The organism is Mycolicibacterium sp. ND9-15 (assembly GCF_035918395.1).
In the GTDB taxonomy this organism is placed as follows: domain Bacteria; phylum Actinomycetota; class Actinomycetes; order Mycobacteriales; family Mycobacteriaceae; genus Mycobacterium.
Map to the genome: position 1 here is coordinate 1154756 of NZ_CP142362.1, position 16717 is coordinate 1171472.

General features: G+C 67.9%; 18 protein-coding genes. 9 read left to right on the top strand and 9 right to left on the bottom strand.

Going from position 1 to position 16717, the window contains the following annotated elements:
- Positions 1–9: 9 nt before the first annotated feature.
- Entirely contained in the window at positions 10–273 is a 264-nt protein-coding gene (locus QGN32_RS05650; RefSeq protein ID WP_442791824.1) for a WhiB family transcriptional regulator, read from the bottom strand.
- A 477-nt stretch (positions 274–750) separates the two neighbouring features.
- Here QGN32_RS05650 and cofD point away from each other — a divergent pair, with 477 nt between their 5' ends.
- The 3 genes from cofD to QGN32_RS05665 are packed head-to-tail and all read left to right on the top strand — an operon-like array spanning position 751 to position 3661.
- Positions 751–1725 (top strand): 2-phospho-L-lactate transferase, encoded by a 975-nt coding sequence (gene cofD, locus QGN32_RS05655; RefSeq protein WP_326548948.1) that lies wholly within the window; start codon positions 751–753, stop codon positions 1723–1725.
- Positions 1722–3128 (top strand): coenzyme F420-0:L-glutamate ligase, encoded by a 1407-nt coding sequence (locus QGN32_RS05660; RefSeq protein WP_326547658.1) that lies wholly within the window; start codon positions 1722–1724, stop codon positions 3126–3128. Before cofD ends, QGN32_RS05660 begins: the two co-directional genes overlap by 4 nt.
- Complete coding sequence (locus tag QGN32_RS05665; RefSeq protein WP_326547659.1) at positions 3125–3661, top strand: NUDIX hydrolase; 537 nt, start codon at positions 3125–3127, stop codon at positions 3659–3661. The genes QGN32_RS05660 and QGN32_RS05665 overlap by 4 nt, the downstream gene beginning before the upstream one ends.
- Positions 3662–3712: 51 nt before the next feature.
- Here QGN32_RS05665 and manB read toward each other — a convergent pair whose 3' ends face one another.
- Genes manB through rfbD form a run of 3 tightly spaced genes read right to left on the bottom strand, consistent with a single transcriptional unit; the run spans position 3713 to position 6533 of the window.
- A complete protein-coding gene (gene manB, locus QGN32_RS05670; protein ID WP_326547660.1) occupies positions 3713–4789 on the bottom strand; it encodes a mannose-1-phosphate guanylyltransferase in 1077 nt (358 codons plus the stop codon).
- Between the two features lies 1 nt (position 4790).
- Positions 4791–5675 carry a glycosyltransferase family 2 protein gene (locus tag QGN32_RS05675; protein ID WP_326547661.1) on the bottom strand — a complete coding sequence of 295 codons (885 nt, stop codon included), beginning with the start codon at positions 5673–5675 and terminating at the stop codon, positions 4791–4793.
- A gap of 21 nt (positions 5676–5696) precedes the next feature.
- Positions 5697–6533, bottom strand: a complete 837-nt coding sequence (gene rfbD / locus QGN32_RS05680; protein ID WP_326548949.1) for a dTDP-4-dehydrorhamnose reductase — start codon at positions 6531–6533, stop codon at positions 5697–5699.
- Positions 6534–6657: 124 nt separating this feature from the next.
- Between rfbD and QGN32_RS05685 the strand changes: the two genes are divergently transcribed.
- Both QGN32_RS05685 and QGN32_RS05690 read left to right on the top strand, forming a co-directional pair.
- A complete protein-coding gene (locus QGN32_RS05685) occupies positions 6658–8121 on the top strand; it encodes an LCP family protein (RefSeq protein ID WP_326547662.1) in 1464 nt (487 codons plus the stop codon).
- Between the two features lies 1 nt (position 8122).
- Positions 8123–8854, top strand: a complete 732-nt coding sequence (locus tag QGN32_RS05690) for a TIGR03089 family protein (RefSeq protein ID WP_326547663.1) — start codon at positions 8123–8125, stop codon at positions 8852–8854.
- A 23-nt stretch (positions 8855–8877) separates the two neighbouring features.
- On the opposite strand, the gene QGN32_RS05695 is transcribed toward QGN32_RS05690, so the two are convergent.
- From QGN32_RS05695 to QGN32_RS05705, 3 genes are all read right to left on the bottom strand, one after another.
- Positions 8878–10041, bottom strand: coding sequence for an acyl-CoA dehydrogenase (locus QGN32_RS05695; RefSeq protein ID WP_326547664.1), 1164 nt, complete (start codon positions 10039–10041; stop codon positions 8878–8880).
- A gap of 69 nt (positions 10042–10110) precedes the next feature.
- Positions 10111–10626 (bottom strand): 5-(carboxyamino)imidazole ribonucleotide mutase, encoded by a 516-nt coding sequence (purE, locus tag QGN32_RS05700; protein ID WP_326547665.1) that lies wholly within the window; start codon positions 10624–10626, stop codon positions 10111–10113.
- Positions 10619–11803: a 5-(carboxyamino)imidazole ribonucleotide synthase gene (locus tag QGN32_RS05705; RefSeq protein ID WP_326548950.1), complete on the bottom strand. Its 1185-nt coding sequence runs from the start codon at positions 11801–11803 to the stop codon at positions 10619–10621. The genes purE and QGN32_RS05705 overlap by 8 nt, the downstream gene beginning before the upstream one ends.
- A gap of 138 nt (positions 11804–11941) precedes the next feature.
- On the opposite strand from QGN32_RS05705, the gene QGN32_RS05710 reads away from it, so the two are divergent.
- Complete coding sequence (locus QGN32_RS05710) at positions 11942–12619, top strand: GtrA family protein (protein WP_326547666.1); 678 nt, start codon at positions 11942–11944, stop codon at positions 12617–12619.
- Here QGN32_RS05710 and QGN32_RS05715 read toward each other — a convergent pair.
- Together QGN32_RS05715 and QGN32_RS05720 are read right to left on the bottom strand one after the other, a co-directional pair.
- Positions 12574–13092, bottom strand: coding sequence for a PH domain-containing protein (locus QGN32_RS05715; RefSeq protein ID WP_326547667.1), 519 nt, complete (start codon positions 13090–13092; stop codon positions 12574–12576). The two genes, QGN32_RS05710 and QGN32_RS05715, sit on opposite strands and share 46 nt — an antisense overlap.
- A gap of 69 nt (positions 13093–13161) precedes the next feature.
- Positions 13162–13959 carry a biotin--[acetyl-CoA-carboxylase] ligase gene (locus QGN32_RS05720; protein ID WP_326547668.1) on the bottom strand — a complete coding sequence of 266 codons (798 nt, stop codon included), beginning with the start codon at positions 13957–13959 and terminating at the stop codon, positions 13162–13164.
- A 114-nt stretch (positions 13960–14073) separates the two neighbouring features.
- On the opposite strand from QGN32_RS05720, the gene QGN32_RS05725 reads away from it, so the two are divergent.
- From QGN32_RS05725 to QGN32_RS05735, 3 genes are all read left to right on the top strand, one after another.
- Positions 14074–15714 (top strand): acyl-CoA carboxylase subunit beta, encoded by a 1641-nt coding sequence (locus tag QGN32_RS05725; protein ID WP_326547669.1) that lies wholly within the window; start codon positions 14074–14076, stop codon positions 15712–15714.
- Positions 15715–15791: 77 nt separating this feature from the next.
- Complete coding sequence (locus QGN32_RS05730) at positions 15792–16043, top strand: acyl-CoA carboxylase epsilon subunit (RefSeq protein ID WP_326547670.1); 252 nt, start codon at positions 15792–15794, stop codon at positions 16041–16043.
- A complete protein-coding gene (locus QGN32_RS05735; RefSeq protein ID WP_326547671.1) occupies positions 16040–16696 on the top strand; it encodes a Maf family protein in 657 nt (218 codons plus the stop codon). The genes QGN32_RS05730 and QGN32_RS05735 overlap by 4 nt, the downstream gene beginning before the upstream one ends.
- Positions 16697–16717: the final 21 nt, after the last annotated feature.

Below are 16717 nucleotides of genomic sequence, written 5' to 3' on the forward strand. Positions count from 1 at the left end.
CCGCGCAGGTCAGATGATTCCGCGCTTGAGGCGGCGACGCTCGCGTTCGGAGAGGCCGCCCCAGATGCCGAAACGCTCGTCATTTGCCAACGCGTACTCGAGGCACGCGTCGCGCACCTCGCAGCCCTGGCAGATGCGCTTGGCTTCGCGTGTCGAGCCACCCTTCTCGGGGAAGAATGCCTCGGGGTCGGTCTGAGCGCACAGCGCGCGCTCCTGCCACAGGTCGTCCTCTGGCGTCAGTGCCGGCACAACATCAATCGGATCTGGCACCAGAGTCAACTGGGGACGCCGTGGCGTCTCAATCGGTGCCAGTTCCGGATCGGTGTGCGGCGCGCTGCCTACTGAGCCGAAGAATCGGTTGTCGAACGGAACGATGCGATCGAAATCGCCGTACTCAAAAGACATCTTGCCTCCTCACCTGGTCTCGTGGATCCCCTATAAGCGCCCCGCGAATCTGTAGGGCACTTCCAATTCGAACAAGTGATCGAATCTCGGTCTGCGGCACCGAAACCGGATGGCCTACCGGGAAATGACACTGGTGTGATTACACACGCGTTAGCTGCCCCGGTCAAGCGTTGGAACAGGAATTCATACCATTCCGTGATCGAAATGCGGCGAGTCGTGACCTCGGCGTGTCTGTCACATCCCCGGCCGCGGTCCTCCTGCCCGAACCGAATCCTGCTGGACGGCCTACTCTCGGTCGATGTGAAGGTCACGGTACTGGTCGGCGGCGTGGGCGGCGCCCGCTTCCTGCTTGGCGTACAACATCTCTTGAAGCTGGGGCGATTCCACACGGCGAAAGATGCTGCTGGGACTGATGATACTGCTGAGCATGAACTGACTGCTGTGGTCAATGTCGGCGACGACGCGTGGATGTTCGGCGTGCGCATCTGTCCGGACCTCGACACCTGCATGTACACCCTCGGCGGCGGTATCGACCCCGACCGCGGCTGGGGACATCGGGACGAAACCTGGCATGCGAGGGAGGAACTCGCGGCCTACGGCGTGCAACCCGACTGGTTCGGACTCGGCGACCGGGATTTGGCGACGCACCTGGTGCGCAGTCAGATGCTGCGTGCCGGTTACCCGCTGTCGCAGGTGACCGAGGCGCTGTGCACACGGTGGTCACCCGGGGCGAGGTTGCTGCCCGCCAGCGATGACCGCAGCGAAACCCACGTCGTGATCACCGATCCCGGACCCGGCGAGCACGCGGGCGAGAAGCGCGCGATCCACTTTCAGGAGTGGTGGGTGCGGTACCGCGCCAAGGTGCCCACGCACAGCTTCGCGTTCGTGGGTGCCGAGAAAGCCACTGCCGGACCCGATGTCGCCGAGGCCATCGAATCCGCCGATGTCGTCCTGGTGGCGCCCTCGAACCCGGTGGTGAGCGTCGGCGCGATTTTGGCCGTGCCCGGCATCCGCGGTGCGCTGCGGTCGACCCCGGCTCCGGTGATCGGCTACTCCCCGATCGTCGGGGGAAAACCGTTGCGCGGCATGGCCGATGAATGCCTGTCGGTGATCGGCGTGGAGAGTACGTCGGAAGCCGTCGGCCGACACTACGGCGCACGCTCCGGCGTCGGGATCCTCGACGGCTGGCTGGTCCACGAGGACGACCGCGCGGACATCGACGGGGTCGAGGTCCGCTCGATACCCCTGCTGATGAGCGATCCCGCGGCAACCGGTGAAATGGTGCGTGCCGGGCTGGATCTAGCCGGTGTGAAGCCATGACCGACCGCAGCCCCACGACGCCGCCGAGCGGCGACCCCGGCTCAACGGCGCCGCCGAGCGGCGACCATGGAACCGCCGCCGCGGTGGAACTGCTGCCCGTGCCGGGTCTGCCCGAGTTCCGCCCGGGCGACGACCTCGCCGCGGCCATCGCGGCTGGCGCACCATGGTTGCGCGACGACGACATCGTCGTAGTGACCAGCAAGGTGCTGTCGAAGTGCGAGGGGCGCATCGTCGATGCCCCGATCGACCCGGAAGAGCGTGATGTGCTGCGGCGCAAACTCATCGACGCTGAGGCAGTTCGGGTGCTCGCCCGAAAGGGCCGCACCCTGATCACCGAGAACGCGTTCGGTCTGGTGCAGGCCGCAGCGGGTGTCGACGGTTCCAACGTGGACTCCGCTGAGCTCGCGCTGCTGCCAACCGATCCCGACGGCAGCGCCGCGGCGCTGCGATCGGCGCTACGGGATTGCCTCGGGGTGACCGTCGGAGTCGTCGTCACCGACACGATGGGGCGGGCGTGGCGCAACGGCCAGATCGACGTTGCGATCGGGGCGGCCGGCCTGACCGTGCTGCACGGTTACGGGGGAACGGTGGACCGGCACGGCAACGAACTGATCGTCACCGAGATCGCGGTCGCCGATGAGGTCGCTGCGGCGGCGGATCTGGTCAAGGGCAAGCTGACCGACATCCCGGTGGCGGTGGTGCGCGGGCTGCGGCTGCGCGACGACGGTTCGACCGCGCGCACGCTGGTGCGGGCCGGTGAGGAGGATCTGTTCTGGCTGGGCACGGCGGAGGCCATCAGCCTCGGTCGGCGGCAGGCGCAACTGCTGCGCCGGTCGGTGCGCCGATTCTCGGCCGAGCCGGTGGCCCCCGAGATCGTGGAAGCCGCTGTGGCCGAAGCACTCACCGCGCCCGCCCCGCATCACACCCGCCCTGCCCGATTCGTGTGGTTGCAGGACGCCAGCCGCCGCTCGGCGCTGCTCGACCGGATGAAGGACAAGTGGCGCGCCGACCTGAGCGTCGACGGCCGTCCTGCCGACGCGGTCGAGCGTCGGGTCGATCGCGGCCGAATCCTGTACGACGCACCCGAAGTCGTCATCCCGTTCGTGGTGCCCGATGGCGCGCACCGCTATCCCGACGCTGACCGCACCGCCGCCGAGCACACGATGTTCACCGTCGCGGTCGGTGCGGCGGTGCAGGCGCTGCTCGTAGCACTGGCGGTGCGCGGTGTCGGCAGCTGCTGGATCGGTTCGACGATCTTCGCTCCCGACGTGGTCCGTGACGAGTTGGCGCTGCCCGACGACTGGGAGCCGTTGGGCGCCGTGGCGATCGGCTATCCCGAGGAGGGCGGACCCTCCGACCCTCGGTCTCCGGTGCCGACCGACGGTCTGCTGGTGCGCAGGTGAGTCTGCACGCATCGGCGGTCGAGACGCTGACCCGTTGGCGCGCACCCGATCCCGCGCAGGACACCCTGCGGCATGCGGTGCTGGCGTTTCTGGCCGCCCGACCCGACGGCTGCTTGCGTGAGTGCGCGCCGGGACACGTCACCGGGTCCGCGCTCGTGGTCGACCACACCGGGACTCAGGCACTGCTGACGCTGCATCCGCGGTTCGGGCGCTGGTTGCAGCTCGGCGGGCATTGCGAGCCAACCGATTCCGATATCGTGGCGGCGGCGTTGCGGGAAGCCACCGAGGAGTCCGGCATCGGGGGGCTCACGATCGACCCGACGCTGGCCGCGCTCCACGTGCATCCCGTCACCTGTTCGCTGGGTGCACCCACCCGTCACCTCGACATGCAGTTCGTCGTCCACGCCCCCGCCGGTGCCGAAATCGTGGTGAGCGACGAGTCGTTGGATTTGCGGTGGTGGCCGCTAGACGGCTTGCCGGAGGACTGCGATTTCGGCCTCACCCAACTGGCAGCGGCGGCCCGCAACAGGTGATTTCGGTGCGCTAACGATCGCGCAGCGATCAGTAGCGCACCGAAATCCCTCCTAGACGTCGGTCGAGAAGCGGATGCCGCCGTCGGGAATCGTGACCCCCGGCCACACCCGTGCACCGCGCAGCAGCTCGCACCGGGCGCCGATGTCGGCGCCGTCGCCGATCACGCCGTCGCGGATCAGTGCGCGCGGACCGATACGGGCGCCGAAGCCGATGATCGAGCGTTCGATCACCGCGCCGGCGCCCACCCGCGCGCCGTCGAAGATCACCGCACCGTCCAGCCTGGCGCCACCGGCGATCTCGGCTCCGCGGCCGACCACGGTGCCACCAATCAACAGCGCACCGGGCGCCACGCTGGCGCCGTCGTGCACAAGCTTCTCACCCTGATGCCCACCCAGCGCCGGCGACGGCGCGATACCGCGAACCAGATCGGCCGACCCCCGCACGAAATCCTCGGGTGTGCCCATATCGCGCCAGTACGTGGCGTCCACATAGCCGCACACGCGAAGACCGTCGGACAGCAAGCCCGGAAACACCTCGCGTTCCACCGACAGCGCGCGGCCCTTGGGTATGCGCTCGATGACCTCGCGCTTGAACACGTAGCAGCCGGCGTTGATCTGGTCGGTCGGCGGATCCTGGGTCTTCTCCAGGAACGCGGTGACCATGCCGTCAGAATCGGTTGGCACACAACCGAATGCCCGCGGGTCCCCGACGCGCACCAGGTGCAGCGTCACGTCGGCGTTGTGCTTCTCGTGGTAGTCGAGCAGCGCGCGCAAGTCCGACCCCGACAGCACGTCGCCGTTGAAGACCAGCGCGGTGTCGTGGCGCAGTTTCGGTGCCACGTTCGCGATACCGCCGCCGGTGCCCAGCGGTTCGGTCTCGACAACGTACTCGATCTGCACGCCGAACTTGGAGCCGTCGCCGAACTCGGACTCGAACACCCCGGGCTTGTACGACGTGCCCAGCACGACGTGCTCGATCCCGGCGTCGGCGATGCGCGACAACAGGTGCGTCAGGAACGGCAACCCGGCCGTCGGGAGCATCGGCTTGGGCGCGGACAAGGTCAACGGCCGCAACCGGGTACCCAAACCGCCGACCAGAATGACGGCGTCCACGTGTGCGGGATTCACCCTAGCGCCGTCCTTTCGCCCGTCTGCGACGTGAGTTGCGCACCACCAGGCTCGCGCGCGCGGCGAGCGATCGTCGGATCGTCCACCGCAGTGGACCCTGCCACCACCTCGGATATCGATCCGCCAGGAAAGTGTAGGTGCTCGTGTGATGGGCGGCCAAGTTGCGCGCCGGGTCCCTGCCGGTCGCATGACCCTTGTCGTGCAAAACCTCGGCCGCCGGCACGTAAATGTTCTGCCAGCCCGCCCGCAACAACCGATCACCGAGGTCGACGTCCTCCATGTACATGAAGTAGCGCTCGTCGAACCCCGAGATCTCTTCGAAAGCCGACCGCCGCAGCAACAGACACGATCCCGACAGCCAGCCGACGGGCCGTTCGCTGGGCTCCCACCGCTCCTGACGGTATTCGGCGGTCCACGGGTTGGACTTCCAGACCGGCCCGACCACCGCGTGCATCCCACCGCGCACCAGGCTCGGTTGGTGTCGGGCCGACGGGTACACCGAACCGTCGGGGTCGCGGATCAGCGGCCCGAGCGCGCCCGCCCGCGGCCAGCGGGCGGCGGCTTCGAGCATGATGTCGATGCTGCGCGGACCCCACTGCACGTCGGGGTTGGCGACCACGAAAAAGTCGGCGTAGTCCGAGTCCTGCAGGTACTCCTCGACGGCGCGGTTCACCGCGCTGCCGTACCCGAGATTGCCGCCCGTGCGCAGCAATCGGGAATTGGGATAACGTTCGAGCGCTTCCTCGGGCGCGCCGTCGGTCGAACCGTTGTCGGCCATGACCACGGTCACCGGCCGGTCGGTGGCATGCGACAGCGAGGCCAGGAACCGGTCGAGATGCGGACCGGGCGAGTACGTCACCGTAACGACAACCAACTCGTCACTCATGAGGCACCGACGGTTGCGAACTCACGGCGTAGAGGGTAGCGGCCCGTCGGGCCGGTACGCCGCGAGCGCATCGGCCAGCGCCTCCCGCCACGGCCGCAGCGGCGTGAGCCCGGCCAGGGCGGACCGCCGACCGGACAGCGCGGAGTACGGCGGGCGCGGCGCTGGCCTACGCTCCCCGGCGACGGGACACACCCGCGCGGGATCGGCGCCGACGGCCTCGAACACCGCCCGGGCCTGGTCGAATCGGGTTGCCTCGCCGTCGTTGGCGGCGTGCAGCACCGGTGCACGGATCGCGCCGTCGGCGACCTCCAGCAGCGCCGCAGCGAGGTCACCCGCGTAGGTCGGCGAGGCGGTCTGGTCGGCCACCGCGTTCACCGGCCCGTCACCGGCGGCCCTGTGCCGCATGGTCGCCGCGAAGTCCGTCCCGTCGCCCCCTTCGTAAACCCAGGACGTGCGAACGACATGCGCCGCGGGCAGCGCTGCGAGCACCGCCGACTCGCCCGCGAGCTTGGTGCGGCCGTATACGTTCACGGGCCCGGTGTCGTCGTCGATCTCATATGGCCGTCGTTGTGCGCCGGAGAACACATAGTCGGTCGAGATGTGGATCAAGCGGGCGCCCACCCTTGCGCAAACCCGCGCCAAACGGGCCGGCCCTTCCACGTTGACGGCGTGCGCGCGGGCCTGTTCGGCCTCGGCGTCGTCGACCTTGGTGAAGGCCGCGCAGTTGATGACCACGTCACCGGGTTCGATGACGCGTTCGGTGGCCGCCGCGTCGGTGATGTCCCACTCCGATGACTTCAGCGCGAGCACCTCGCGGCCCTGCCGGCGTGCCTGACCTGCGAGAACCCGGCCCACCATCCCGCCGGCGCCGGGGATAACGATTCGGGCCGACTCGGATGAACCCACAACAGACACAATCACGAGTCTGGCACGCCGACGCGCGCTACCCGGTCTGCGCCCATCTCGCCAGTAACCTTGGCTGATGCCCGGTCGAATGCTCCGTGTCATAGCCATGTCCGCGGCCTTGGCGGTGATGGTCGGGACCGGCCTTGCGTGGGGCAAGATCCGGTCGTTCGAATCCGGCATCAATCACATCTCGTCGATCGCGCTCGGCGAGGGCGGCGAGGACGGGGCGATCGACATCCTCCTCGTCGGTATGGACAGCCGCACCGACGCGCACGGCAACCCCCTGTCCGAGGAGGAGCTGGCAACCCTGCGGGCCGGGGACGACGAGGCCACCAACACCGACACGATCATCCTGATCCGCATCCCCAACAACGGGAAGTCCGCCACCGCGATCTCAATCCCCCGCGACTCCTACGTCGAGGCGCCGGGCATCGGCAAAATGAAGATCAACGGCGTGTACGGCTCGGAGCACCTGGAGAAGAAAACCGAGCTGGTCGAACAGAAGGGCATGGATCCGGCCGACGCCGAGCCGCAGGCGACCGAGTCCGGCCGGGAAGCCCTGATCAAGACCGTGGCCAACCTCACCGGCGTCACCGTCGACCATTACGCCGAGATCGGCCTGCTCGGCTTCGCACTGATCACCGATGCCCTCGGCGGCGTCAATGTGTGCTTGAAAGAGGCAGTGTACGAACCACTTTCGGGCGCAGATTTCCCGGCGGGCTGGCAGAAGCTGAACGGCCCGCAGGCGTTGAGTTTCGTTCGGCAGCGGCACGACCTCCCGCGCGGCGACCTCGACCGGGTGACACGCCAGCAGGCGGTGATGGCCTCCCTGGCGCACGAGGTGATCTCCGGTAAGACGCTGTCCAGCCCGGCGACACTGAACCGGCTGCAGGAAGCTGTGCAACGTTCCGTCGTGCTCTCCGACGGTTGGGACGTCATGGAATTCGCCGAGCAGCTGCAGGATCTGGCTGCCGGCAACGTCGCATTCGCGACCATCCCGGTGCTGCAGGAGAACGGCTGGAGCGACGACGGGATGCAGAGCGTCGTGCGGGTGGACCCCAGCGAGGTGAAGAGCTGGGTCGAAGGACTGCTGCACGACCAGGACCAGGGCAAGACCGAGGAGATCGCCTATTCGCCCGACAAGACCACCGTCGAGGTGGTCAATGCCACCGACATCAACGGTCTGGCCGCCGCGGTGTCGCGGGTACTGACCAACAAAGGGTTCACCCAGGGCACGACGGGTAACCACGAAGGCGACCCGGTGGCCAGCAGCCAGGTGCGCGCGGCCAGAGCCGATGACCTAGGCGCGCAAGCCGTCTCGAAGGACCTCGGCGGGCTGCCGGTGGTCGAGGACCCGTCGGTGGGTCCCGGTTGGGTGCGGGTGGTGCTGGCCGACGACTACACGGGCCCCGGGTCCGGACTGGACGGCAGCGATCCGACATTGGTCACCGATTCCGTCGCCATCGGTTCGACCGAGACCGCACCGCCCCCATCCCCGATCCTGACCGCCGGCTCGGACGATCCGGCATGCGTCAACTAGCGTGACGACGCTCAGCGGAGCGATCCTCGATCCGCTCATGGCGTCGGACCCCGCCGGGCCGCGCATCACCTACTACGACGACGCCACGGGCGAACGCATCGAGTTGTCGACTGCCACACTGGCGAACTGGGCTGCCAAGACCGCCAACCTGTTACGCGAGGAACTGGGTGCGGGCCCGTCGACCCGCGTCGCGGTTCTGCTGCCCGCGCACTGGCAGACCGCCGCAGTGCTGTTCGGCATCTGGTGGATCGGGGCGGAGGTCGTGCTGGGCAGCGGGGTATCCGAGTTATCCGCCGACATCGCACTGTGTACCGCGGACCGGCTGGCCGAGGCCGACGAGGCGGTGGGCATGGGTAGCGGAACAGGTGAAATCGCGGTGCTGTCGCTGGACCCGTTCGGCAAACCTGCAGCCGACCTGCCGGTCGGGGTGACGGACTACGCCACCGCCGTGCGGGTGCACGGCGACCAGGTCTCACCCGAACCCGTGCCCGGGCTTGCACTGGAGGGACGCAGCGTCGACGACGTTCTCGGTGCGGCCCGCGAATCTGCCGCGGCACAGGGCTTTAGCGCATCCGACCGCGTACTTTCCAGTGCCGGCTGGGATACCGCCGACGCGCTCGTCGGCAATCTGATGGCCGTGTTCGCGGCGGGTGCTTCGCTTGTCCAGGTGGCCAATCCCGATGCGGCGCTGCTGGACCGCCGCCGCCAGATGGAGAAAGTCACCAAGGGCTGATCGCCCGACTCGCGGAACGACAGCTACTTCAGCAGGGCGCGGGACATCACTACGCGCTGAATCTGGTTGGTGCCCTCGTAGATCTGAGTGATCTTGGCGTCGCGCATGAACCGCTCGACGGGAAAGTCGGTGGTGTAGCCGTAGCCGCCGAACAGTTGTACCGCGTTGGTGGTCACCTCCATCGCGACATCGGAGGCCAAGCACTTCGACGCCGACGAGATGAACCCGAGGTTCGGCTCGCCGCGTTCGGCGCGGGCGGCAGCGGTGTAGACCGTCAACCGGGCGGCTTCGATCTTCATCGCCATGTCGGCGAGCATGAACTGCACCGCCTGGAAGTCGCCGATCGGCTTGCCGAACTGCTTGCGCTCCTTGACATAGGCGATCGAGGCGTCGAGTGCGCCCTGCGCGATACCGACGGCCTGCGCGCCGATGGTCGGTCGGGTGTGGTCCAGCGTCGCCAGCGCCGTCTTGAAGCCCGTGCCCTCGTCGCCGATGATGCGGTCGGCGGGGATGCGACAGTCCTCGAAGTACAACTCGGTGGTGGGCGAACCCTTGATGCCCATCTTCTTCTCCTTGGCGCCGACGGAGAAGCCGGGATCGTCCTTGTGCACGACGAACGCCGAGATGCCGTTGGCCTTCTTATCCGGGTCGGTCACCGCCATCACCGTGTACCACGTCGACTGGCCGCCGTTCGAGATCCAACACTTCGCACCGTTGAGCACCCACTCGTCGCCCTCGCGGCGTGCCCTGGTGCGCATGGACGCGGCGTCGCTGCCCGCCTCCCGTTCCGAGAGCGCGTACGACGCGACTGCCTCGCCCGCCGCGATCGAGGGCAGCACCTGCTTCTTGAGGTCCTCGCTGCCGCGCAGCAGGAGACCCATCGTGCCCAGCTTGTTGCAGATCGGGATCAGCGACGACGACGCGCACACGCGCGCGACCTCTTCGATCACGATGCATGCCGCGATCGAGTCGCCGCCCTGCCCGCCGTACTCCTCGGGGATGTGGATCGCGGCCATCCCCGAAGCGGTCAGCGCCGCCAGTGCCTCGTCGGTGTAACGCGCCTTCTCGTCCACGTCGGCCGCGTGCGGAGCGATCTCCTTCTCACAGAGGTCGCGCAGCACCGCGCGCAGTTCGTTGTGCTCGTCGGAGAGCCGAAAGAGGTCGAAAGACGGATTTGAAATGGCCATGAAAGTTCCTCGCAACTCCTCGCTACTCGCGGGTGACCCTACTCCCCGCGGTACCGGCGCCCCGGCGACCTACCGCCCCAGCAGGCGGTCCCGCAGCGCCGCGTCCTTCTGCAGCACCGTGTCGTGCAAGTCGGCCTGGAACCGCACCACCCGCTGCCGCAGCGCGGCGTCGGCCGTCCCGAGGATCCGCACCGCCAGCAACCCCGCGTTGCGGGCCCCGCCGATCGACACCGTGGCCACCGGCACGCCGGCGGGCATCTGCACGATCGACAACAGTGAGTCCAGTCCGTCGAGCTTGGCCAGCGGCACCGGCACGCCGATGACCGGAAGCGGGGTCGCCGAGGCCACCATGCCGGGCAGGTGAGCCGCCCCGCCGGCGCCCGCGATGATCACCTCGATCCCGCGGTCTGCCGCGCTCTGCGCGTACTCGAGCATGCGTACCGGGGTGCGGTGTGCGGAGACGACGCCGACCTCGAACGGCACCTCGAACTCGGCCAGCGCATGCGCGGCGTCCTCCATCACCGACCAGTCGCTGTCGCTGCCCATGATCAGGCCGACCCGCGGCGGCGCGAGCGCATCACTCATGTGGGTCCCATCCATCCGTCCATTCCGCGTGCGACAACCAGTGTGCCGCCCTGACCGCGCGTTCGCGTACCTCGGCGACGTACTTATCGTCGTCGAGCGAACCGGTGGCATCGCCGATGATGTTGACGTGCCCGATCTTTCGGCCGGGCCGCTCGCCCTTGCCGTAGAGGTGGACCTTGGCGTCCGGAACTCTCCCGAACAGGTGGTGCAGCCGCTCGTCCATCGTCATCTCGGGTTCTTGTTGAGCACCAAGGACGTTGGCCATCACCGTCACGGGCGCCAGCGGGGCCGTATCGCCGAGCGGATAGTCCAACACCGCGCGCAGGTGTTGTTCGAACTGAGAGGTGCGGGCCCCGTCCATGGTCCAGTGCCCGGAGTTGTGCGGTCGCATCGCCAGTTCGTTCACGAGCAAGGCACCGTCCACGGTCTCGAACAACTCGACGGCCAGCACGCCGACGACGCCGAGTTCCGCGGCAAGCTGCAAACCTAATTGCGCTGCGGCAGAACGTAACTCGTTATCCAGACGGGGTGCCGGCGCGATCACCTCGACGCAGATCCCGTCGCGCTGCACGGTTTCTACGACCGGCCACGCGGCGCCCTGCCCGAACGGCGAGCGCGCCACCAGGGCCGCCAGCTCGCGGCGCATCTCGACCCTCTCCTCGACCAGCACCTCGGCCCCGCCCGACAGGTACTGTTGCGCGGCGTCGCGCGCGTCGGCCACGTCGCGCGCCAGCGTCACCCCGCGCCCGTCGTATCCGCCACGCACGGTCTTGACCACGACGGGGCCGTTCACTCGCGCCGCGAACGCGTCGACGTCCGACAGCTCCCGCACCGCCGCGAACCGCGGCACCGGGGCGCCGAGTTCGTCGAGCCTGCGACGCATCACGAGCTTGTCCTGGGCGTGCACCAGCGCCGACGGTGGCGGAGCCACGTTGACGCCGTCGGCAACCAACTTCTCCAGGAGATCGGTGGGCACGTGCTCATGATCGAAGGTCAGGGCATCTGCGCCCGCTGCGGCGCGGCGCAGTGCCTCCATATCGGTGTGTTCGCCCAACACGACATCGGGACTCACCTGCGCAGCCGGGTCGGTGGCGTGGAGGGCAAGTACGCGCAGCGTCTGACCGAGCGCGATCGCCGCCTGGTGGGTCATTCTGGCCAGCTGTCCACCGCCGACCATGGCCACCACGGGTGGGTCGTTGAGGCTCTGCGACACGCTCCCATCGTGTCATGAGCGCCGGCCCGGCTCGCTCCCATGTACCAGCGCCCACCTGCATGTGTACGCGTAGAGTGCTCGATTTCCGTACACTGTGCTGTTGTGTCCTTTACCGATGCAACGATCGCACGGCTGCCCCGCCCGGTACGGCCGTACTTCGAACGGCATCACGAACTGATCAAGTTTGCGATCGTCGGCGCGACGACGTTCATCATCGACACGTCGGTCTTCTACACGCTCAAGCTCACGGTCCTCGAACCCAAGCCGGTCACGGCCAAGATCATCGCCGGCATCGTCGCGGTGATCGCGTCCTACATCCTCAATCGCGAGTGGAGCTTCCGCGACCGCGGCGGGCGTGAGCGCCATCACGAGGCGCTGCTGTTCTTCGGGGTCAGCGGGGTCGGCGTGCTGTTGAGCATGGCCCCGCTGTGGTTCTCCAGCTACGTACTGATGCTGCGGGTCCCCGAGGTCAGCCTCACCGTGGAGAACATCGCCGACTTCATCTCGGCCTACATCGTGGGCAACCTGCTGCAGATGGCGTTCCGGTTCTGGGCGTTCCGGCGCTGGGTGTTCCCCGACGAGCTCGGCCGCCAACCCGACCGGGCGATGGAGTCGCTCACTGCGGGCGGGCTCGCCGAACTCCTCGAGGACCACCACGAGGGCGTGGTCGCCGAGCACGAAAAGGGAAACGTCACTCCGCTGCACCGGCCCAGGCGACGCGCGGGGCGGCCGGATCAGCTCGGCGACTCCTCCGAGCCCAGGGTGTCGAAGACCTCGTGATAGAGCAGCGAGTGGACCCGTTCCACTCGCGGAATGTCGTGGAACTCCAGCGGGTCCTGCGCGGCTGACTCGATGATGAGCGTGCCGGTCCGCAGGACGCGGTCGAGCAGGCCGTGGCGGAACTCGACGCTGTTGATCCTCGCCAGCGGGATGTCGATTCCCGACCGGGTCAACAGGCCGTGCCGGAACATCACGCGACGGTCGGTGATCACGAAATGCGTTGTCCACCAATTCAAGAACGGCCAGATCGTCAGCCACCCGATGATCACCAGCCAGATCGCGCCGATCACGATCAGCACGACATTGCGGGCGGTCTGATCCCAGTCGAGGGTGTTGACATACCCGGCGCCGAACGCGGCGAGCGCGGTCACGACGAGCAGGATCAGGACCGGCCCGATCAGCCGCTTCCAGTGCGGATGACGGTGCAGCACCACCTGCTCGTCGGAGGCGAGCACATTGTCCGGGTATCCCATGAGGATGACCTTATGGTGATTTCGGTGCGCAAACACCCGATGAGCGATCGTTAGCGCACCCAAATCGCGCTAGTGAGTCGGCCGGAGGTGGACGATGTCGCCCGCGGAAATCGTCACCGACTCGCCATCGGCCTCGATGACGAGCCTGCCCTGGTCGTCGACGTCACACGCGACTCCGACGATCTCCCGGTCACCGGGCAGCAACGCGCGGACACCCATGCCCAGAGTCAAGCTTCGGGCGCGGTAATCGGCGGCCAGCTCGGCGTCGGCGCCACCGGCCAGCCGCCACGATTCGATGCGATTGCCCAGCTCGTGCAGTAACCGAACGCTCAGCCGGTGCCGGTCAGGTGCGGGGACGCCGAGCTCGAGCAGCGAGGTGGCCCCCTCGACGTGTACGTCCTCGGCCCGTAGCGAGACGTTGAGGCCGACGCCGATCACGACGGCCTGCTGCGCCGCGGCGACCTCGGCCAGGATGCCTGCCAGCTTGCGGCCTCCGGCGAGCACGTCGTTGGGCCACTTCAGACCCGACACGACGCCGGTGTCGGCCACCGCGTCGACGACAGCGACCCCGGTCGCCAGTGGCAGCCATCCCCACGCGGAACTGGGCATCGCGGTCACGTCGACCCCCACCGACATCGTGATCTGCGCGAACGGCACCGCGGACCAGCTCCGATCCCGACGACCACGGCCCGCGGTCTGGTTCTCGGCGATCAGCACGGCGCCGTCGATGTTCTCGCCGCGGCCGGCGCGCGCAATCAGGTCGGCATTGGTCGATCCGGTCTCGGCCACCACGTCGATGCGCCGCCACACCTGCGAGCCGCGGGACACGTCGTCCCGCAGCGCCGCCCCGTCGAGTCCGAGCTCCATCGTCTCGAAGATACGGCCTACCCGGCACCCGTCGGCACGTCGCGCACGCCGGTTAAGGAGATCTTAAGGACGCGGCGTCGGTCGCTGGCTGGCCGTTCGTTAGCATCGACCACCATGACCTCCGTTCAAAAGCCGTCGGCCGAGCCGTCAGGCGAACACGAGATCGACATCCACACCACCGCAGGCAAGCTGGCCGATCTGCGCAGGCGGACCGAAGAGACCCTGCATCCGGTCGGTGCGGCCGCGGTCGAAAAAACTCACGCCAAGGGCAAGCTGACCGCCCGCGAGCGCATTCTCGCGCTGCTGGACGAGGGATCGTTCGTCGAACTCGACGCGCTGGCCCGCCACCGCAGCACCAATTTCGGGCTGCAGGACAAGCGCCCGTTCGGCGACGGCGTGGTTACCGGGTACGGCACGATCGACGGCCGCGAGGTGTGCATCTTCAGCCAGGACGTCACGGTGTTCGGTGGCAGCCTCGGCGAGGTCTACGGCGAGAAGATCGTCAAGGTGCAGCAGCTGGCGATGAAGACGGGCCGCCCGCTGATCGGCATCAACGACGGCGCGGGCGCCCGCATTCAGGAAGGCGTGGTGTCGCTCGGCCTGTACAGCCAGATCTTCCACAACAACATCCTGGCCTCGGGCGTGATCCCCCAGATTTCGCTGGTCATGGGTGCCGCCGCGGGTGGGCACGTGTACTCCCCCGCGCTGACCGACTTCATCGTGATGGTCGACCAGACCAGCCAGATGTTCATCACCGGCCCCGACGTGATCAAGACCGTCACTGGTGAGGACGTCACGATGGAAGAGCTCGGCGGCGCGCACACCCACATGGCCAAGTCGGGCACCGCGCACTACGTGGCCTCCGGCGAGCAGGACGCCTTCGAGTATGTACGTGAACTGCTGAGCTACCTGCCGAGCAACAACTACGCCGATCCGCCGCGCTATCCGGAGCCGGTTCCCGAGGGCCCGATCGAGGACAACCTCACCGAGGAAGACCTCGAGTTGGACACGCTGATCCCGGACTCGCCGAATCAGCCCTACGACATGCACGAGGTCATCACCCGCATCCTCGACGACGACGAGTTCCTCGAGGTGCAGGCGGGTTATGCCCAGAACATCGTCGTGGGCTTCGGGCGCATCGAGGGCCGCCCGGTCGGCATCGTGGCCAACCAGCCGACGCAGTTCGCGGGCTGCCTGGATATCAACGCATCGGAGAAGGCCGCCCGGTTCGTGCGGACGTGCGACTGCTTCAACGTCCCGATCGTCATGCTGGTGGACGTGCCGGGCTTCCTGCCGGGCACCGGCCAGGAGTACAACGGCATCATCCGGCGCGGCGCCAAGCTGCTCTACGCATACGGAGAGGCGACCGTCGCAAAGATCACGGTGATCACCCGGAAAGCGTACGGCGGGGCGTACTGCGTGATGGGGTCCAAGGAGATGGGCGCCGACGTGAACGTCGCGTGGCCGACCGCGCAGATCGCGGTGATGGGCGCGGCGGGCGCGGTCGGGTTCGTCTACCGCCAGGAGCTCGGTCAGGCCGCCAAGGACGGCAAGGATGTCGACGCGCTGCGACTGGAACTGCAGCAGACCTACGAGGACACCTTGGTCAACCCGTACGTCGCGGCCGAGCGCGGCTACGTCGACGCGGTGATTCCGCCGTCGCACACCCGGGGTTACGTCGCGAATGCGCTGCGGCTGCTGGAGCGCAAGATCACGCAGACGCCGCCGAAGAAGCACGGGAACATTCCACTGTGAGCGGGGCGAACAATTCAGCTCGTGTGAGCGGGGCGAACAATTCAGCTCCTGTGAGCGGGGCGAACAATTCAGCTCCTGTGAGCGGGGCGAACGAGGAAACCACTGCGCCGCAGGATCACGAGGCGCACATCCAGGTGGTCAGGGGCGAGCCGAGCGAAGACGAACTGGCCGCCCTGCTGGCGGTGCTCGCCGCCGCCTCGGGCGTACCGGCCGAGCCGCGCGAGCAGGAAGAGAACCTCTGGGGCCATCCGGTCGACCGGCTGCGTTACACGGCGTTCAGCTGGCAGCGGGTGACGCTCGTGGAACGGACGCACATGCGCCGTCGATGACGCGGGTCGTTCTCGCGTCGGCGTCATCCGGCCGTCGAAAAGTGTTGCGGCAGGCCGGAATCGATCCCCTGACCGTGGTCTCCGGGGTGGATGAGGACGCTGTCGTCGCCGGCCTCGACGACTCGGCCACACCCGCGGAGGTCACGGTCGCGCTTGCCGCCGCCAAGGCCGACGCCGTGGTCGCGGGACTGGATCCGGCGGTCGCGGCGGACTGCGTCGTGATCGGCTGCGATTCCATGCTGTTCCGGAACGGAACGTTGCTCGGTAAGCCGGCCTCTGCCGAAGCCGCGCTGGCCGGCTGGCAGCAGATGGCGGGCACCGCCGGTGAGCTCCACACCGGTCACTGCGCAATCCGGTTGCGAGACAACGACGTAGCGTGTCGACTGACAGAGGCCGAGACCACCACGGTGCACTTCGGAACGCCATCGGCGGCCGATCTGGCGGCCTACGTGGCCAGCGGCGAGCCGACGGCGGTGGCGGGTGGTTTCACCCTCGACGGTTTGGGCGGCTGGTTCGTCGAAGGCGTCGAGGGCGACCCGTCGTCGGTGATCGGGATCGGCCTGCCCCTGGTCCGCAGGCTGTTCGAGCGCGCCGGGCTGACGCTGGCGGACCTCTGGCGCGCCAACCCGGTCACCGGACCTGACGACAAATAAGGGCCTCGGTAGGCTCGCAGT

What these genes read in the sequence shown, in the direction of transcription:
- QGN32_RS05660 (WP_326547658.1), top strand. Translation starts at nt 1,722, where the DNA reads ATGACCGACCGCAGCCCCACGACGCCGCCGAGCGGCGACCCCGGCTCA.
- QGN32_RS05675 (WP_326547661.1), bottom strand. Translation starts at nt 5,675, where the DNA reads ATGAGTGACGAGTTGGTTGTCGTTACGGTGACGTACTCGCCCGGTCCG.
- rfbD (WP_326548949.1), bottom strand. Translation starts at nt 6,533, where the DNA reads ATGGTGGGCCGGGTTCTCGCAGGTCAGGCACGCCGGCAGGGCCGCGAG.
- QGN32_RS05685 (WP_326547662.1), top strand. Translation starts at nt 6,658, where the DNA reads ATGCCCGGTCGAATGCTCCGTGTCATAGCCATGTCCGCGGCCTTGGCG.
- QGN32_RS05695 (WP_326547664.1), bottom strand. Translation starts at nt 10,041, where the DNA reads ATGGCCATTTCAAATCCGTCTTTCGACCTCTTTCGGCTCTCCGACGAG.
- purE (WP_326547665.1), bottom strand. Translation starts at nt 10,626, where the DNA reads ATGAGTGATGCGCTCGCGCCGCCGCGGGTCGGCCTGATCATGGGCAGC.
- QGN32_RS05705 (WP_326548950.1), bottom strand. Translation starts at nt 11,803, where the DNA reads ATGGTCGGCGGTGGACAGCTGGCCAGAATGACCCACCAGGCGGCGATC.
- QGN32_RS05715 (WP_326547667.1), bottom strand. Translation starts at nt 13,092, where the DNA reads ATGGGATACCCGGACAATGTGCTCGCCTCCGACGAGCAGGTGGTGCTG.
- QGN32_RS05720 (WP_326547668.1), bottom strand. Translation starts at nt 13,959, where the DNA reads ATGGAGCTCGGACTCGACGGGGCGGCGCTGCGGGACGACGTGTCCCGC.
- QGN32_RS05725 (WP_326547669.1), top strand. Translation starts at nt 14,074, where the DNA reads ATGACCTCCGTTCAAAAGCCGTCGGCCGAGCCGTCAGGCGAACACGAG.
- QGN32_RS05735 (WP_326547671.1), top strand. Translation starts at nt 16,040, where the DNA reads ATGACGCGGGTCGTTCTCGCGTCGGCGTCATCCGGCCGTCGAAAAGTG.